Origin of the sequence: Tatumella sp. JGM130 (assembly GCF_018257525.1) — a bacterium.
Taxonomy (GTDB): domain Bacteria; phylum Pseudomonadota; class Gammaproteobacteria; order Enterobacterales; family Enterobacteriaceae; genus Tatumella; species Tatumella punctata.
Genome location: NZ_JAERJS010000002.1, coordinates 126,045 through 144,067, shown reverse-complemented (window position 1 = coordinate 144,067; position 18,023 = coordinate 126,045). Strand labels below are relative to the sequence as shown.

Here is an 18,023-nt window from a genome sequence, read left to right as displayed (position 1 = left end):
CGTACCGGGGAGAGCCCTTATCGGCTTACCTCTCAGCAGCAATGCCGTTGTACCAGCCTGACGAAGAAAGACGCCCCCGCAGAAATAATCTGGTCATTAAAGTCATACCCCGGGTTATGCAGTGAACAGCCCTGCCCCTGCGGGCTGTCATTTCCCAGCAGAAAATAACACCCCGGACGTTTTTCCAGCATAAAGGAAAAGTCTTCGCTGCCGGTGGATGGAATAATATTGTCTTCCACTGCATCGCGGCCAAAGACTTCAATCGCCAGCGCTTTAGCGTCAGCCGTGTGCTGCGCACTATTGGTCAGTACCGGGTAAGACTCACAGACCTGCAGGGTCGCCCTGGCACCGTAGCTCCGGGCTGTCAGTTCACTGATTTCATGAATACGGCGGATCAGCAGTTCCCTGACCTCCGGTTTCATTGCCCGTACCGTCAGTTCCATCTCCGCAGTTTCGGGAATAACATTGGACGCCACTCCCGCATGCAACATCCCGACGGTGACAATCGCCGTCTCTCCCGGAGTGACATTACGCGAGACAATGGTCTGTAATGACATAATCAGCGCGGCGGCGGCCACCAGCGGGTCGACGGTGTTTTCCGGGTGAGCCCCGTGCCCGCCTTTACCCTGCAGAGTGATCTTTACCGTATCAGCCGAGGCCATAAAATGACCGGCATAGAAACCAAATTTTCCGGCCGGCAGCCCGGGACGGTTATGTAATGCATAGATAGCATCGCAGGGGAAACGCTCAAACAATCCGTCCTGAATCATCAAATCAGCGCCGCCAATCGCTTCTTCCGCAGGCTGAAAAATCACATGTACCGTACCATCAAACCGGCATTCATCACTGGCCAGATATCTGGCTGCGGACAGTAAAATGGTAGTATGGCCATCATGACCACAGGCATGCATCTTACCGGGATGCTGACTGGCATAACTCAGTCCGGTGGTTTCCTGGATCGGCAAGGCATCCATATCAGCACGCAGGCCGATAGATTTCGCCGAATGCCCTTTGCTCAGCGTCCCCACCAGCCCGGTTTTACCTATTTCCCGCGTCACCCGGTAGCCCCATTCCGTCAGTTTTTCAGCGACAAACTGGCTGGTCTCAAATTCCTGCAGACTGAGTTCCGGGTGAGCGTGCAGATGACGACGGATAGCGATCATCTCCTCTTCATACTGTTTAATCGCCGGGATAACAACATCAGACATAGTGTATCTCTCTTTTTATAGGTTGTGTTTGCATCATCAACAGCATATCAGGGCCCGATAAATACTTAATCATAATTAACTTTCAGATCACTGACAGTCCGTCGATGAAAGTCATGATTCTGATGACCGGCTCATCGCCAGATACCGGCTGACAGCAAGATAATGTTACCGGTAACCTTAAAAAGAGTATTACTTTGTTACATTACTCTTTATCAGGCCAATGCAGAAAAATTAACATAAATGAGACATTTTTGTTTTTTGGTTCAAAAATATACAACATCTTGATTTGGCTTTTTATTTTTATTAACCCTGATAAAACATCGAGTGTAAACGCTACCACAAAAAGATAATCCCGTCCGGTAACGCTGCCGGACACTCTCCGGCACCTGTTAAATATCCTGTACATAATAGTTAACCAGATGATTATACTTACCGGCGTTATCATTGTGATGATCACTATTTTTTGTCACTGGAATAACAATGTCGTGGTTACACCCTTTGCTGAACACTATAAATAACATCAGGAAATGTGAATGATTGATATGTTTAATAAGATATCGCGCAGGCGAATATTGCAGGGAATGGGCGCGCTGGCTGCCACATCACTGCTACCGTCAGCGATACTACCGGCTTTCGCCGACACACCTGACAATAGCGACTTTAGTGATATCTCCATGCTGTTAACCGGCCGTAACACTCTGCCTGCAGAATACAGTCGCGCGCTGTTTGCTGCTTTCAGCCACATTGATAGCCAGTTCCCGCAACGTCTGTCACGTCTGAAACAGTGGGTCACTCAGAATTCAGTCCCTGCAGCGGCCCTGAAAACGCGGCTGGCCGCCGACAGTCGTGTGACCGATCTGGCTGACTTACCGGCGCTGATCCTGACGGGCTGGTACCTGGGGATTGCCGGAAGCGGTGATAAAGCCATTTGTGTGGCGTACGTTGATGACCTGGCAAACCAGCAGGTTGCCGCGGTGCTTAACCCCCCGACTTACGCCTATGGCGCTTATGGCAGCTGGGCGGCCAGACCTTTTTAACCGGCCCTGCCGGTGAACTGTTAAATTTTATCCTGTGAGAAGTGATCAGAATGTCTGAAACTATTTCTGCCGATATCGTTGTGGTCGGCTCCGGTGTTGTCGGTTCCCTGACCGCCCGAAAACTGGCGCTGGCCGGTCGCAAGGTCCTGATGCTGGAAGCCGGCCCGCGCATCCAGCGTGATCAAATCGTCAATAATTTTCGCCACTCGGCCCGTAAAGACGATTTTATCGCCCCTTACCCGAATTCAGAAATCGCCCCGTTCCCCGACTATAAACCGGAAGATAACGGCTACCTGGACCAGACCGGGCCGAAAGCTTATAAGCCGGAATATCTGAGGGTCGTCGGCGGTACCAGCTGGCACTGGGCAGCACAAGCCTGGCGCTTGTTACCCAACGATTTCCGTCTGAAATCCCTGTACGGCGTCGGCCGCGACTGGCCGATCAGTTACGAGGACCTGGAACCCTACTATTACGAAGCGGAACTGCTGTGGGGAGTCTCCGGCCCGGACGCTATGGCTAAATATTCACCACGCCGGCACCCTTACCCGATGCCGGGCGTTACCATGTCTTACCTTGAACAGCGGGTGACCGCACGTCTGGCCCCCCGTTACGAAGTGCTGACCAATACCACCGGCCGTAATTCGGTTCCTTATGATGGCCGTCCCCAGTGTTGCGGTAACAACAACTGTATGCCGGTTTGCCCGATTGATGCACAGTATCACGGGGGGATCGCCGCCACAGCGGCAGAAATAGCCGGAGTAGAGCTGATTCCGCAGGCGGTGGTCTATAAACTTGAACACAACGGTCACGGCAAAATCACCGCGCTGCATTACTACGACTGGAATAAACAATCCCATCGGGTGACCGCGGACGTTTTTGTGATGGCCGCAAATGCGATAGAAATACCGCGTATCCTGATGCTGTCGGCAGATGATAAAAACCCCCGGGGTCTGTGTAATAACTATGATCAGCTGGGGCGTAACCTGATGGATCATCCCTCAAACTCTGCCACCTTTTATGTGGATGAGCCACTCTGGCCGGGCCGGGGCCCGATGAGCCCGTCATCTATTCAGCAATTACGTGACGGTGCATTCCGTTCCGAATCGGCCGCATTCCGTATTGATATTTCTAACTCATCACGGGTTGCCGGAGTCACTGCCGGGGCAATTAAAGAAGGACTGACCGGCGCAGACCTCGATAATGCCATTGTCTACCGTGCATCCCATGAACTGAGTATTAAAAACGTGCTCGAACAATTACCAGATCCTGATAACCGCACCATGCTCAGTACCCGTAAAAAAGATGCTCTGGGCTTACCGGTACCGGCATTCTCTTATTCCTATGACGGGTATATCGAAAGAGGTATGCAGCACTCCCTGAAAGTGTACGCAGAAATTGCCAGTCTGCTGGGTGCCACGGATGTCCGCTATTCACCGCCCGGCGTTTACAGTAATAACCAGCATATTACCGGCACCCTGGCCATGGGCCACGATGAAAAAACCTCAGTGACTGACCCGACAGGAAAAGCCTGGGAATTCGATAATCTGTACATGGTTTCTACCGGGGTGATGCCGACAGTGGCAACAGCCAACTCAACGCTGACTGCCTGTGCGCTCGGTTTACGTACTGCTGACGCCATTCTTGGCAAACTCTGAGGGGATCGCCGATGAAAAGATTGCTTTCTCTGAGCATTGCGGCTGCGCTCAGCGGGCTGGTGCTGACCAGCACCGCCTTTGCGGAAGATAGTGCCGGACAACGGCTGGTTGAAAAAGGGCAATATTTGGCTGTCGCCGGGGACTGTGCCGCTTGTCACACGACCGATGGCGGTAAGCCTTTTGCCGGCGGGCTGGCGATAGCCACCCCAATCGGTAAAATTATATCGACCAATATCACCCCGTCGAAAACTGACGGTATCGGTGACTATTCACTGGCCGATTTCGAAAAAGCAGTGCGCCAGGGCATCAGAAAAGACGGTGCCCGCCTGTACCCGGCAATGCCTTATACCTCTTATGCCAGAATCACCGATCAGGATATGCAGGCCCTGTATGCATACTTTATGCAGGCTGTGGCTCCGGTCGATCAAAAAACCCGGGCCACCGACTTGCCGTTCCCGTTCAATATCCGTTTTTCCATGGCCGGGTGGAATCTGCTGTTTGCGGGGGATAAGCCTTATACTGAGGACAGCAGTCAGTCTGCGGCCTGGAACCGCGGGGCTTACCTGGTACAGGGACTGGCCCACTGTTCAACCTGCCATACCCCGCGCAATGCCCTGATGGCCGAGAAACAGGGTCAGGCGCTGGCCGGTGCTTCGCTCGGTACCTGGTTTGCCCCGAATATCACCCCGGATATGCATGCCGGTATCGGTCACTGGTCTGCCAGTGATTTGGCCAGCTATCTGTCTGCCGGCCATTCACCGACCGGTTCACAGGCGGGTGGTCCGATGCTGGAAGCGATTAATAAAAGCTTTAGCCGACTGTCAGCCAGCGATATTAATGCCATCGTGACCTATATTCGCGCCACTACACCTCAGCCGGAGAATGCCGCGCCGGGCCGGTTACCTGCCAGCCCGCCGCGAGTCTCTGAGCTGGCGCTGATGAACGACAGTGCCTCACCGGGGGCTCAGCTTTATTCAGAACACTGTGCAACCTGCCATCAGTTATCGGGCCAGGGCAGCCGCGGATTGCCGGCGCTGTACGGCAATGCGGCGCTGCAGCATCCGGTGGCTGATAATGCGGTAATGGCGATTCTCGACGGATTAACCCCTGACCACGGACAGGCTATGCCGTCATTCAGCAGCAGTATGAATGATCAGCAAATCTCGACACTGGTTAATTATATCTTCAGCACCTTCGGTGACAGGGAGGTACAGACCAGTCCGCAACGGGTCGCAGTACTGCGGGCAGGAGGTGCACCGTCCCCGCTGTTGTCGATAGCCAGGGGCGGAATGATCGCTGCCGTGGTGATTGTTGCCGGGCTGATTATCGCTGGTGTTGTGCGGCGATCCCGTCGTAAAAAACGCTGATACGGGTCACTTTCCCGGGGGCTGCCCGCGCAGCCCCTGTTTATTTATCCGCCCTGAACCGGCTGTGCAAGTACCTCTCTGGCAGCCTGCCGCCGCTGTGCTGCGGACAGTTCCATAAGCTGTCCCTGCTGCATCTGCAGGACCCGGTCTGCGACATCAAAGTAATCATCATCATGACTGATAATCAGCAGGGTTTTGCCCTGCGACACTAACCACGGCAACAATTCACGATAGAAATAGCGCCGGAACTGGGGATCCTGTTCGGCAGCCCACTCATCAAGAAACAAAATATCGCGCTTTTCCGCCAGCGCCAGTAACAATGCCACTCGTTTTTTTTGCCCCTGAGACAGTTCCAGCGTACTCAGCTGGTGATCCTTGACATAAATTTTCTCCCCCAGCTGCATTTTTTCCAGCCACTGTTCTGTCAGGGCCTGATCCTCCGGCTGTGGTTCAACAAACAGGGTTTTAAACAGATAAGGCCGGGTAAATACCACCGAAAACAGAGATTTTAACCCTGTATTGTCCAGCGGCTGATTATCCAGCCAGACTTTCGCCTGAGGATCTTTATACAAACCGGCCAGCATCTGACTAAGGGTCGATTTCCCGGAGCCATTGGCACCGATAATAAATACAATTTCCCCGCGTCTGAGAGTGGCATTCACCGGACCCACCCGGAACCCGCTCTGCGGGTAATACCAGCTGAGATTTTCCCAGCGCAGGATCTGCCAGTCGGCAGGGATCGCCGTAGCAGGCGGCGGCTCAGTCGTCGCCCGGTCGGGGAATATCTGGTTGATTTTTTGCCAGGCCAGTTCCCCACTCAGCAACGTCGGCCAGGCACCAATCGCCTGTAGCAACGGAGAGCGTAAAAATAATACGGTCAGGGAGAAAGATGTGGCTGTGGTGGCGGAGATCCATCCCAGCGACCGGGACGCCAGGAAAATCAGCCCGATTAGCCCGAGCATCATGATATTTGACCAGTTAATCGCCGAAATATGAAAACTGTCGGCGCGGATAATATGCTGCCGGTAGCCGAGGGCCGCCTGCTGATAATCATGGTCATAAAAGTGCCGGGCCCTGGCCGGATTCAGGCTCAGTTCTTTTTTACCGTGGATAACCACCTGGAAGACCTCCTGCAACTGGCTCTCATAGTCACGGACATGGCGGATATGATGATAGACCTTAGCCACCATCCGGTAACCGGTATAAAAAGTCAGCCCCATCCAGATAATCACTATCCCTGATACAGGCAGGGATAAATAGCCGAGATAGCCGATCGCCACCCCGCCCAGCACGACTCCCTGAATTAATTCAGGCAGACGGACAAAAGCCAGGGTGATATTACGAATATCCGGCCCCAGCAGAGACAGTAACTCACCGTCCCCCTGTTGCTCTAACTTATCCAGTGGTGTGGCCATCATTTGCCGGATGATCCGGCTGCGTTTCTGCCAGATAAAATGATGCCCCAGCGCCGTCAGTCCCCACTGTGCTGCCAGCGTAATCAGTAACAGCAGGATCAGCAGCCCGGTCAGCTTGCTCAGCCCGGTATATAACGAGCTTTCATCGGCCAGGGTCTGATTAATATAAGCAATGGTAAAAATACCCAGACAGGCACTGGTCAGGTTAAGCAGAATAATTCCGCCGATAGCCAGCAAATGCTGTTTCAGAATCGATCGTAGTAGCGACATAGTTCACTGTAAAAATGGCCGCCGGACTGGCCGGCGGACAGGGGCTGAGGAACAACGGGAGTGATCAGAAATCGACACTCATTGATAATTTAAGGGTTCGCGGATCCCCCTGGGTCAGATAACCATTACTCTGACCGACGGTTTGCCAGTATTTTCTGTTGGTGACGTTTTCCAGCCCGGCGCGCCAGGTTACACGGGTCTCCTGCAGTGAGGTCACATACTGTACCCCGAGGTCCAGACGGGTCCAGGCCGGTATCGGCATAGTATTGGCCACATCGTAATACTGGCGGCTGGTATGCACCAGGGTGCCCGATAAGGTGACGCCCTGTACGCCCGGAATATCCCATTCAGAACCCAGTGTCCATTGATTACGCGGTACGCCTACAGCATCCTTACCATTGGATCCGTCGCTGGTATTGTGCATAACCGGTTTCAGCCAGCTGCTGCCGGCATTCACCCGCCAGCCAAGGATCGGCTCACCGAAGATATTGACTTCAATGCCCTGATTACGCTGTTCACCGGTCAGACGATATACCTGGTCACTGTCCAGACGGCCCGCCATCTTACGCATATCAAACAGGGCCAGGTTTCCGCCAAAGGTGCCGCGCTGTACTTTAACCCCGACTTCGTTCTGTCGCGTACGTCCGATACCCGGCACCTGGCCTGCATTCACCGCATTTGACGGGGCAACGGCTGCCGCCTGCAGACCTTCCGTATGGTTTGCGTACAGAGACAGCCAGTCCTGTGCTTTCCATACCACACCATAGACCGGTGACCAGCGATGGGCATCAAATGCACTGGCCGTATCTTCCGCACCACTGTATTGGTAGTTACGTACCCGCAGTTTCTGGTAGCGGGCACCGGCCGTGAATAACAGGCGGTCGTCGAGTATCCCGAGCGTATCTGACAGGGAAATGCCGTTATTGACGGTACGGCTGCGTACGGAAGGTGCCGACATATTACCGCCGGAATAAATCATCGGCCCGGCAGTTACCGGCGAAGGGTTATAGATATTCGGTCCGGTGAAAGTTCCCGACATCAGATAGGCGCTGCCTGCCCGATTATAGATACCGGAATAACCGAGGTTAACCTGATGGCTGACATCACCGGTGCGGAATTTCCCGCGGACCCCGGCCATACCGGCCACTGTATCGGCAGAGTAATGAGTATCCAGACGGCTCATCGTGGAATCCCCGTTCAGGTCTGATACTACCGGCGACCCGCTGGCCGACCATTCATTGGTATGGTTAGCCCCGATAGCACTGTAGAATACCCAGTCCGGTGTCAGGTGGTAGTCATTTTTCAGTAAGGCATAACGGGTGGTTAAATTTGCGTAACTCCATGACTGCCCGTAGTTAGTGCGCGGATCCGGCGCATCAGGGACTTCGGTCATCCCCTTCGCCAGCCGGATACCTGCCCGGCCATTATGGATCGTCGATTTTACGTACCCCAGATCCAGTGAACTCTCCAGTTTATCGCCATGGTAATCAAGGCCGAGAAAAGCGGCAGTGGTACGATCTTTCTCACGGTGAATCTGTGTTTCACCTTCGCGCTGTACCAGGTTAGCACGGATACCAAACTGGTCCCGGTCACCGAAACGCTGACCAATATCGGCACTGACCCCGGGTTGCTGGCGGGAGGTATAATCGACGCTGATACGCCGGACCGGCGTACTGGTGGCGTGTTTAGATTCGATATTAATATTGCCCCCGGCACCGCTCCCTGCGGCAGGGACACCATTCATAAAGGCAGTGGAACCTTTAATAATTTCTACCCGCTCAACGTCTTCCAGAGGAAGAATTTGCCGTGGCAGGATCCCGTACAGGCCATTAAGGGCAATATCATCACCCAGCAGGTCAAACCCGCGGATACGGAATCCCTGAGAGAAATTGCCATAACCACGTACGTTCTGCACCGATGCATCATTTTTTACCACATCCTGCAAAGTACGGGCCTGCTGACTGTCTATCAGTGTTGAGGTGTAGCTGATCACATTAAAGGGAACATCAAGGGCTTTCTGTTCCCCCAGTACCCCCAGCCGTGCGCCATTGGCAATACCACCGTCCAGAAATGCCGGCAGTGGATCCTGACCATTATTGGTGTCTGCCCCCGGTCTGGCGGTAACCAGCAAGGTATTATTGCCGGTTCCGGCTTCATCCCCCGGGGGATGGCCTGCCCCAAGGGCATAACTACTGACCGGAAGAAGTGCCATCAGGATGGCCTGGCGGAGCAGACCGGGTGTGAAACTACTGCCACTCATTTTCATTTTTCTGCCTGGTTTGTCTGGTAAACCGGTACAGCTCGCGGATGTCTGCCGCTGACTGTTACCGGAAAAATGCTACAAAACGCAGGATAATAATGTAACTCTTTATCATTTGCATTATTATTCCAGGAATTTTATTGTCAGCAGTGGAAATTTTGCCATGTCAGTCACCGATACTACGGCTGAACTGCCGTTTAGCGGCGTTCCTGCCAGGATCCTTTGTCAGCCGGACGCCTTTGGTGCATGGCTGCCCGCCGTCTGGCAACAGTATTCCCCGTCGGAAAAAGCCGCATGGCTGTCCCTGTGGTCGCACTGGCTGTTTGCCGATACGCTGATCAACTGGGCCGTGAGGCTGTGTTGCGAGCAGCGGGCCAGCCCGTTATGGGAATTCAACGGACAGCTACAACTTAACCACCACGGATACCCGGAGACCTGGCTGAATGCCGGTGCCCCGGGGCCGCAGTTACCCCTCGACAGGCAGCAACAGCAGCTGGAACAGCTGATCAGCCAGTTTATTGATCCCGTATGTCAGACACTGGCCACCTTTGCCGGACATAATCTGACCGTATTCTGGAGTAATGCGGCGGTCAGACTATGGCAGGGAATGCAGCGGGCTGCCGAAAAACAGGCGGATGTACAGTTGCTGGAGGCGTTATTCGCCATGCCCCGCCTGCCAGACGGCCAGGTCAACCGCTTATATGCGCCGTTACGCACCCTGAGCGGGCCGGACGGCTCTCCGCGCCAGCAACGCCGCCACTGTTGTCTGATTTTCCGGCTCGACGGGCATCAGAAGTGCCCGTCCTGTCCGCTGCTGAAAAGCGAAAACAGTTAATCCGATGAGAAAAAATGTGAACAGTCAGGATACCCTTGCCAGTGCGGCAACATTCGGCCTTTTTCAGGCACAAGTCAGTATTGAACAGCGGCAATTACTCCGCCCCCTGAACCTGCAGTTTTCACCACAGCGGGTCACGGGATTGATTGGCCATAATGGCTCCGGAAAATCTACCCTGATTAAACTGCTCAGCCGGCAGAGTACGCCTTCCGCCGGAGAGATCCGCTGGCATGGCAAACCCTTATCTGACTGGGGGGCCAGGGAGTTTGCCCGTCAGGTGGCCTATCTGCCCCAGAGTCTGCCGGTGGCGGAAGGAATGACCGTAAAAGAGCTGGTCGGGCTCGGGCGTTATGCCTGGCATGGCGCGCTGGGAAAAATGCGCCATGAGGATCATGACGCGATTGCCCGTGCGATTGCCAGTGTCGATCTCACCCGTGCCAGTGACCAGCTGGTGGAGAGTCTGTCCGGGGGGGAACGGCAGCGAGCGTGGATTGCCATGTGCGTGGTTCAGGGCAGCCACTGTTTATTACTGGATGAACCGACCTCCGCGCTGGATATTGCCCATCAGAAAGAGGTGCTGTCAGTGATCCACACCTTGTCACGGCAACGCAAGTTAACCGTTATTATGGTGTTGCACGACATTAATATGGCCGCACGGTTCTGTGATGAATTTATTGCCCTGAAACAGGGAGAGAAAATTTTTCACGGTAATGTCAGTCAGCTGATGACCCCGTCACAGCTGGAACAGATTTACGGTGTGCCGATGGGCGTCATCCGCCAGCCGGAGAACGGGGAGTATATCAGCTATGTCAGATAGTTCCGGCGGACAACCGGCACTGTTCAGTCGGCGTCAGTTATTACGCCGGTCAGCCTTACTGCTGGCCGCCGCCGGCCTGCCGTCAGTGTGCCGCGCGGTGGCTGCCCCGCCATTATCGCCGGTTGCCGCACTGGAGTGGTCGGCCGTCGAAATGCTGTATGTTCTGGGGCTGATACCAATGGCAGTCAGTGATATCAGTGGCTATAACAACTGGGTATCGGCACCGCCTGTCCCGCCTCAGGTCACCGAACTGGGGCTGCGCACCGAACCTAATCTGGAACTGCTGTACAGCCTGTCTCCCCGGTTACTGCTCCTGCCGCAACATTCGCCGTTATCCGTCTCCCGGCTACAGCAAATCGCCCCCGTATGGCAGTATCCGTTTGCCGTTGCCGGCAGCACACTGCTCAGTGTGGCGCGGCAGAATATACTGCAGCTGGCAGATCGTCTTGAACGTCAGCCCGTGGCACAGCAATACCTGCACAGTTTCGACCAGCAAATGGCGGTTTACCGGCAGCAACTGCAACCACTGGCAGGTAAAAAAGTGCTGATGTTTACCCTGATGTCACCCCGTCAGGCCCTGGTACTGACCCGCGACAGCCTTTTCGGCGAAGTCGTCACCGCCACCGGTCTGCAATCCGCCTGGCAGGGATCGTCCAGTATCTGGGGAAGTGTGATCGTCGGTATCGAGCAACTGCTGACCTGTCAGGCAGATATTGTGTTGCAGTTTTCACACGGTGATCAGGGGCTGACTAACGCATTGTCCGGCTCACCGGTCTGGCAGCAGATGCCTTTTAATCTGCAACACCGTCGCCGGCTTATTGAACCGATCTGGCTGTATGGCAGTCTTTATTCAGCATTACGTTTTGCCGGAAAACTGGTGCAGACTGCGGAGGAATACCGTGCGTAAATCCGCCGTGATATCAATTATTCTGCTGTTGTCGGTCGTGATTATGCTGTTACTGACCGTGAACAGCCTGCATTATTATTTTCCGCATCATCCCCGGGGACTGACGCCACAGGCTGTCGCTGATCTTCAGCAACAGAATATGCTGCTGTTGCACTACAGCTATCTGCCACGGATCGCCGTGGCATTACTGACCGGTGCAATGCTCGGGCTGGCGGGCTGGCTGTGTCAGTTATTACTGAAAAACCCGCTGGCCGAACCTTCGACCCTCGGTATTGCCTCCGGGGCTCAACTGGGCATGACGCTGGCCACCCTGCTGGGCAGCAGTGTGCTGATCAGTCAGGGGTTATCCCTGGCCGGTGCATTGGTCTGCGGGGTGATTATTTTTATTCTCAGTAATCAGCGCCGTCTGTCTCCCCTCACCCTGCTGCTGACCGGACTGATTATCGGACTGTTTTGCACCGCCTTGCAGAACGGGATTATGCTGTTCCGCCACCAGCAGTTGCAGAATGTGTTTATCTGGAGCAGTGGAAATCTGACCCAGAATGACTGGTCAGTGGTGAAAAATCTGACGCCGGTGGTGCTGATTATTGTCCTGCTGACTGTGCTTTTTTCCCGACCGTTAAACCTGCTGCGTTTATCCGATACGATGATCAGCAGCCTCGGTGGCCGCAGCCAGCGTATCCGGCTGGGGGGATTATTGCTGGTGATCTTCGCCGCCGGCTGGACTGTCAGCCAGGCAGGTATTATTGGTTTTATCGGCCTGTTTGCCCCGCAGATCTGCCGGTTACTGCCCCATAAGCGTTTTATCAGCCATCTGCTGCTGGTGATGCTGTTCGGCGCACTGATATTACTGGCCTGTGATCAGGTTGCCGTATTGATGGCGTATGGCGGCTATCAAATCACCGCCGGTAATATTACCGCCATCGGCGGGATCCCGCTGATGCTGTGGATTATTGCCCGTGCCCGGTTTGTTACCCTCCCGGACTTACATCCGCAGCCCCGCCGGGCACGGCAAATCAACCGCCGAAAATGGGCCCTGCTGGTAATACTGCTGATACTGGCTGCATTGCTGGCGGTGAGTATTACCCGCACCGGACAGGGTCTGCAACTGACCGGTTCTGATCCTTTAGGGTTCCGCTGGCCACGGGCCATGGTCGCCGGCAGTTGCGGCGCGCTACTGGCTATCGGCGGGGTCATATTACAACGCCTGACCGCCAACCCGCTGGCCAGCCCCGAAGTGCTCGGGGTTAACAGCGGCGCTGCATGCGGGGTGGTCGTTATGCTGTTAATCTTCCCCGGCGCGGCGGGGATCACTGTTTTCCCTGCTGCACTGGCGGGAGCATTGCTCAGCCTGGGGATTATTATTTGCTTCGCTTTTGCCGGAGCGGCATCGTCATCGCGTATTCTGCTGGCCGGAACGGCCCTGAGTGCCCTTGCCGCTGCCGTGATCAGTTTGCTGCTGGCCAGCGGCACACCCGATGCCAGTCAGATTATCAGCTGGTTATCAGGCTCTGCCTGGGGAGCTACCCCACAGACAGCGTTCAGTGGCCTGATCATCATTACTGTTGCCCTGCCCCTGTCGTTGCTGTTTTTTCGCTGGCTGACCCTGTTACCCCTTGGCGGACCCGTGGCCGCATCCCTGGGACTCGCCTTGCGGCCGGTCACCGGCGTACTGCTGGTATTTTGCGCCATCCTCAGTGCCTGTGCCACCCTGTTACTGGGGCCAATGAGCTTTATCGGACTGCTGGCACCTCAGGCGATCCGCCAGCTGGGGATCCGTCAGGCTGCGGTTGCCTTACCGGCCGCAGCCATCACCGGCGCGGTACTGATGATAGTGGCTGATACTCTGGGGCGGCTGGTTATCTGGCCTTTCCAGATTCCGGCGGGGATTATGGCGGTACTGCTGGGAACACCGGTATTTGTCTGGCTGTTATGCCGACAGAATAACGGCTGAGATTGCTGTCTGTCACTGACGGCCCGTTCACCCGCCAACGGGCCGTTATCCTCAGAAAACCACTACCGTTTTCAGCCCGGCAACCCAGCCATCGGCGGTATTTCTGTCACCCGCCGGGTTATGCCAGTACTGAATATCCGGCTGAACTTGCAGCCACGGGGTGATGGTAAAACGGTAATACAGCTCTGCATTCACCGAACTGCTGATGTTCGGATACCCCGCTACCGTCGGCAGAGACGCCACTCTGGCGAACGCGTACTTTTCGTTTCCATAGTGACTCATCCTGATATAGCTTACCCCCAGCCCCAGCCAGTCCCGCGGCCGGCTGTCAAACAGACCACGGTAACGCATGGATATGGCACTGGTCAGCTGAATCGGGTTAGTCCGGTGATCGGCCAGGCTGCCACTCCAGGACAGACTCATCCCGCGTTGTTTATTGTCTTTATGCGACGTGACCTGCTGATTCGCAGAGGCCCAGATAAATGCGGTATTGCCATAACTACGATACCCCAGCGGATCACGGCTGCCATCCTGCTGCGATTTTCCGCGTGATAAGTGAGGCTGGCTGGCATTGGTCAGCAATACACCGGCATTGTATAAACCCGGCAGACCTTTAACTGTGGTTTTCAGCTCGACTTCCAGCGGCAGCAGGACTCCGCGACTGCCTCTGGCGGACAGACTCCAGCCGCGATTTCGATCCGCGGCCCGCGGATTCTGTTCCATGATACCGCCTTTCAGAGTCACTTCCGGCGTCAGCTTATATTCCAGTGTGGTTCCCCAGCTATGCACGTTCCAGTTGTTCCACAACAGAGCATTGGCTGATTTTCCTCCACATTGTGTCAGCATCTGAAAATCACAGGGAATTGACTGATCGAAGGTCTGTACCTTATTCATCATACCGATACGCCAGAAAAGACGCCGCTCAAAAAAACTGCGGCTGAAAGTCAGCCAGCCAAGCCGTGTAATGGATTGCCCGCCCCAGCTTTCCTGAGCAAGATCATTAAACGGCAGTGCCGGATTCTGTAACCGTTCCGCCGTCAGATTATTATTATGATTACGGTTAACGATATTACCTTCGATAGTCGCATCAGGGATACCGGTGATCTGCTGCAGACTTTGCGAAAAAGTCAGGGCAAACTGGTCGATATAAGCCAGTTTGCGATCACGGTTATAACCTCCGCCGGTATTTACTGCCGACTGGCTGAGATAGGCCAGATTAAAATTAAACCCTGACCTGGCGAGATCTGATCTCAGGCCCAGCATATCGCCAAATACTCCGGGTTCTGAGGGTTCAAAACCTAATACACTTGCTTCCCATTGCGTGGCATAGGCCGGGCAGGAAAATACAGCACACAGAAATACTATTGATTTTTTACGATTACGCCACTGCTGGCCGGTTATATTCATACGCTCATCCTGAAAAGTAAATTAATCCGTTAGTTATTCGCAATAACAGAATATAAATACCGCCTGAGGACAGGAGTAGTATTATTCATCAGGCCGTTTCATTTTTTCAGAAAATATTAATCCGCCCGTCACAGAGATAACCCCTGGCGGTAAAGAGAATTCATACTGAAAAAATTATTTTTCGGACAGTCCGGTCTGTTATGCAATATTACTTTATCATTCAGTAACGCTGATAAAACATTCTTTTCAAAGTATCATTAATTATTGTGATAAGAGTCATACAGGAGGCGAGTCTATATCAGAATTATCCAGATCCAGTGTTGGCTAATGCGGATTATTCCAAAAGTATCTCCGCAAGGACCTATTACTGATAACTGATTGTTCAGTGGCCCTGCCCGGGAAGCATCGTCCCGGCTGGCGCGGAGCCGGCCAGCGGACAGCATACTCACGGGTAAAAAAGTGCTTGTTTTACCGCTGTTCCCTGCGTTTCAACGGGTTAAATGTACTTTCCCCTGCCAATCAGAGACTGTCTGGCGTATACTTTTTCCTCCCTGACCTCACCAGACTCCGTTATTGCTTATGATTTCCTGGAAAAAGAACCTGTTATCTCTGTGGCTGGGATGCTTTATTACAGGTTTAGGCACCAGCCAGATTCTGCCCTTTTTACCGCTCTATATCTCACAGCTCGGGAATTATGACACAGCCAGTCTGACCCTGTGGTCAGGGCTGACCTTCAGTATTACTTTCCTTATCTCGGCCATTGTTTCTCCGTTATGGGGGCGGATGGCCGACAGTAAAGGACGTAAACTGATGCTGATCCGTGCTGCTGTCGGGATGGCGATTGCGATTTTTTTCCAGGGGATGGTGACCAGTGTCTGGCAGTTATTTCTGTTACGTGGCCTGATGGGGCTGGCTTCCGGGTATATCCCCAATGCAATGGCGTTAATTGCCTCTCAGGTACCGAAAGGAAAAAGCGGCTGGGCATTAAGTATTTTGTCTACCGCGCAAATCAGCGGTTTTCTCGGTGGCCCGTTACTCGGCGGATATCTTGCCGATCATGTCGGACTGCGCCCGGTATTCCATGTCACCACTTTGTTACTGGTACTGACTACCCTGGTGACCCTGTTTTTTATCAAAGAACAGCCGCGTCAGAAATCTGAAAATAAGATCCGTACTAAGCCGGTATCTGTCTGGAAAACGGTACCTTCGCCCAGTATTATTCTGTGTCTGTTATTCTGTACTCTGGTAGTGCAATTATGTAACGGTTCCGTTAATCCGATCCTGTTTTTATATGTGCAGCACCTTGCTCCGGACAGTCATAATATTGCTTTTATGAGTGGTTTTATTGCCGCACTGCCGGGAATGTCAGCCTTAATTTCCGCCCCGGTCTGGGGACGGATGAGTGATAATATCGGACCAAAGCGGATTATTTCGGTGGCGTTTGTCATGTTTATTATATTACTGACCTTAATGTCGCTGGTCAGCAGCGTCCCCCAGTTTTCCGTATTACGTTTCCTGCTGGGGTTTGCCGACGGTGCCATGTTTCCTGCCATCCAGACCCTGTTACTCACCTATTCATCGGCGGAAGTCTCAGGACGGGTGTTCGGTTATAACCAGTCATTTATGAACCTGGGCAATGTCACCGGCCCGTTGCTGGGTTCTGTCACTTCTGCCGTACTGGGCATGCGCTGGGTATTTCTGGCCTCAGCGATTGTGATTCTGATTAACCTGATTTACCTGACCCTGACCTTCAGAACCGCACAGCGGGCCGCCAGCCTGGTGACCCGTGACTGAGTGGTGACATAGCAGCCGCACTGGCTGCCATGGCGATTATGTCAGCTGAAAACGGTGGTCTGGTAATAAAGGCGCCGGCAACGGCGACTGATCGTTCATTTCCAGCATATGCCGTTCAATGGTCAGACAAATAGCATCGAGGGGTAAATGGTTGGATCCGGTACCAAAAGGCTGTTCCAGCTCTTCTGCCAGTGAATCCAGAGACAGAAAGGTGTAGGAAATAAAGGCTGACACCAGTACTGTCATATAATGCAGTTCGGTGACCAGTGAAAAAGGTAATAAAGTACAGAACAGATAGACTGTGCGGTGCAGTATCAGACTATAGGCAAACGGGATCGGGGTATTATCCAGCCTTTCACAGCCGCCGAGTAACGTTTCCAGTTTGCGTAATGCCTGGTCCATTTCGCAAAAAATAATATCGGATATTTTTCCCTGTCGCCGCAGATCCCCGAGGAACTGACCGCTGACTAATAAAATACGGTTAGCGCGGAAAGGGCTGGCCAGCACCTGCGATTGTAGTGCTGCGGGTAAAATACGCCGCAGATCTTCGGTTGCATCGGTTGATCTTAGCTGATGTTTTAGCGCATATGCATAGCCGGTCAGTAATTGAGAAAACGTGATCAATTGCGGTGAATTTTCCGGTAATACGCAATGTAACTGGCGCAACAGAATACGGCAGTTAATCAGTAATGTCCCCCACAGCAACCGCGCCTCAAGGAAACGTCCGTAACTGGCATTATTACGAAAGCCAAGGAAGATAGCGATGGCTATTCCCAGCAGACTAAAAGGGGCGGTAGACAACTTAACATTCAGGCTCTGGTACCAGGGGAGGACCAGAATAGCGACTATTGATATCGCAACATTCAGTCCCATGCGGAAGGCAATATCAGACAGTACTGAACCATGCCAGTCAAACAGGCGCAGGAACCAGTGCTGTGGTTTACGGATAATCATTTTATATTAACGCCGGAAGAATCAATGGGGCAAATTATACAATAATTCTGATGTAACACCGAACAATGCATTATCTCCGCGATCCGTCACTGGCCGCAGGCCCTTTTCCGGGTCCTTCCTGTTATAAGCACATAAACTTTACT

The 18,023-nt window shown here is 53.5% G+C and carries 13 protein-coding genes; 8 read left to right on the top strand and 5 right to left on the bottom strand.

Annotated elements, in window-relative coordinates:
- Positions 1-32: 32 nt before the first annotated feature.
- Entirely contained in the window at positions 33-1,208 is a 1,176-nt protein-coding gene (locus tag JK211_RS01630) for a M20 aminoacylase family protein (RefSeq protein WP_212706923.1), read from the bottom strand.
- A 533-nt stretch (positions 1,209-1,741) separates the two neighbouring features.
- Here JK211_RS01630 and JK211_RS01625 point away from each other — a divergent pair.
- From JK211_RS01625 to JK211_RS01615, 3 genes are read left to right on the top strand one after another with little or no spacing between them, the layout of a single operon-like run.
- A complete protein-coding gene (locus tag JK211_RS01625; RefSeq protein WP_212706922.1) occupies positions 1,742-2,245 on the top strand; it encodes a sugar dehydrogenase complex small subunit in 504 nt (167 codons plus the stop codon).
- Between the two features lie 50 nt (positions 2,246-2,295).
- Entirely contained in the window at positions 2,296-3,900 is a 1,605-nt protein-coding gene (locus JK211_RS01620) for a GMC family oxidoreductase (protein ID WP_212706921.1), read from the top strand.
- Between the two features lie 11 nt (positions 3,901-3,911).
- Positions 3,912-5,267 carry a cytochrome c gene (locus tag JK211_RS01615; protein ID WP_212706920.1) on the top strand — a complete coding sequence of 452 codons (1,356 nt, stop codon included), beginning with the start codon at positions 3,912-3,914 and terminating at the stop codon, positions 5,265-5,267.
- 44 nt (positions 5,268-5,311) lie between these two features.
- On the opposite strand, the gene JK211_RS01610 is transcribed toward JK211_RS01615, so the two are convergent.
- Positions 5,312-6,952, bottom strand: a complete 1,641-nt coding sequence (locus JK211_RS01610; RefSeq protein ID WP_212706919.1) for a multidrug ABC transporter permease/ATP-binding protein — start codon at positions 6,950-6,952, stop codon at positions 5,312-5,314.
- Positions 6,953-7,016: 64 nt separating this feature from the next.
- On the bottom strand, positions 7,017-9,218 hold the full coding sequence (locus JK211_RS01605; RefSeq protein ID WP_249213252.1) for a TonB-dependent siderophore receptor: 2,202 nt from the start codon (positions 9,216-9,218) through the stop codon (positions 7,017-7,019).
- A gap of 157 nt (positions 9,219-9,375) precedes the next feature.
- Between JK211_RS01605 and fhuF the strand changes: the two genes are divergently transcribed.
- The 4 genes from fhuF to fhuB are packed head-to-tail and all read left to right on the top strand — an operon-like array spanning position 9,376 to position 13,725.
- Positions 9,376-10,047 carry a siderophore-iron reductase FhuF gene (gene fhuF, locus JK211_RS01600; RefSeq protein WP_212706918.1) on the top strand — a complete coding sequence of 224 codons (672 nt, stop codon included), beginning with the start codon at positions 9,376-9,378 and terminating at the stop codon, positions 10,045-10,047.
- A gap of 4 nt (positions 10,048-10,051) precedes the next feature.
- Positions 10,052-10,864: an ATP-binding cassette domain-containing protein gene (locus JK211_RS01595; protein ID WP_212706917.1), complete on the top strand. Its 813-nt coding sequence runs from the start codon at positions 10,052-10,054 to the stop codon at positions 10,862-10,864.
- Entirely contained in the window at positions 10,854-11,771 is a 918-nt protein-coding gene (gene fhuD, locus JK211_RS01590) for a Fe(3+)-hydroxamate ABC transporter substrate-binding protein FhuD (RefSeq protein ID WP_212706916.1), read from the top strand. Before JK211_RS01595 ends, fhuD begins: the two co-directional genes overlap by 11 nt.
- Positions 11,764-13,725: a Fe(3+)-hydroxamate ABC transporter permease FhuB gene (fhuB, locus tag JK211_RS01585; RefSeq protein WP_212706915.1), complete on the top strand. Its 1,962-nt coding sequence runs from the start codon at positions 11,764-11,766 to the stop codon at positions 13,723-13,725. The genes fhuD and fhuB overlap by 8 nt, the downstream gene beginning before the upstream one ends.
- A gap of 51 nt (positions 13,726-13,776) precedes the next feature.
- Here the strand turns inward: fhuB and JK211_RS01580 are convergent, their stop codons facing one another.
- On the bottom strand, positions 13,777-15,132 hold the full coding sequence (locus JK211_RS01580; protein WP_212706914.1) for a carbohydrate porin: 1,356 nt from the start codon (positions 15,130-15,132) through the stop codon (positions 13,777-13,779).
- Positions 15,133-15,711: 579 nt separating this feature from the next.
- Here JK211_RS01580 and JK211_RS01575 point away from each other — a divergent pair.
- Positions 15,712-16,926, top strand: a complete 1,215-nt coding sequence (locus tag JK211_RS01575; RefSeq protein ID WP_212706913.1) for an MFS transporter — start codon at positions 15,712-15,714, stop codon at positions 16,924-16,926.
- Positions 16,927-16,962: 36 nt separating this feature from the next.
- Here the strand turns inward: JK211_RS01575 and JK211_RS01570 are convergent, their stop codons facing one another.
- Entirely contained in the window at positions 16,963-17,880 is a 918-nt protein-coding gene (locus JK211_RS01570) for a bestrophin family protein (RefSeq protein ID WP_212706912.1), read from the bottom strand.
- Positions 17,881-18,023 lie beyond the last annotated feature (143 nt).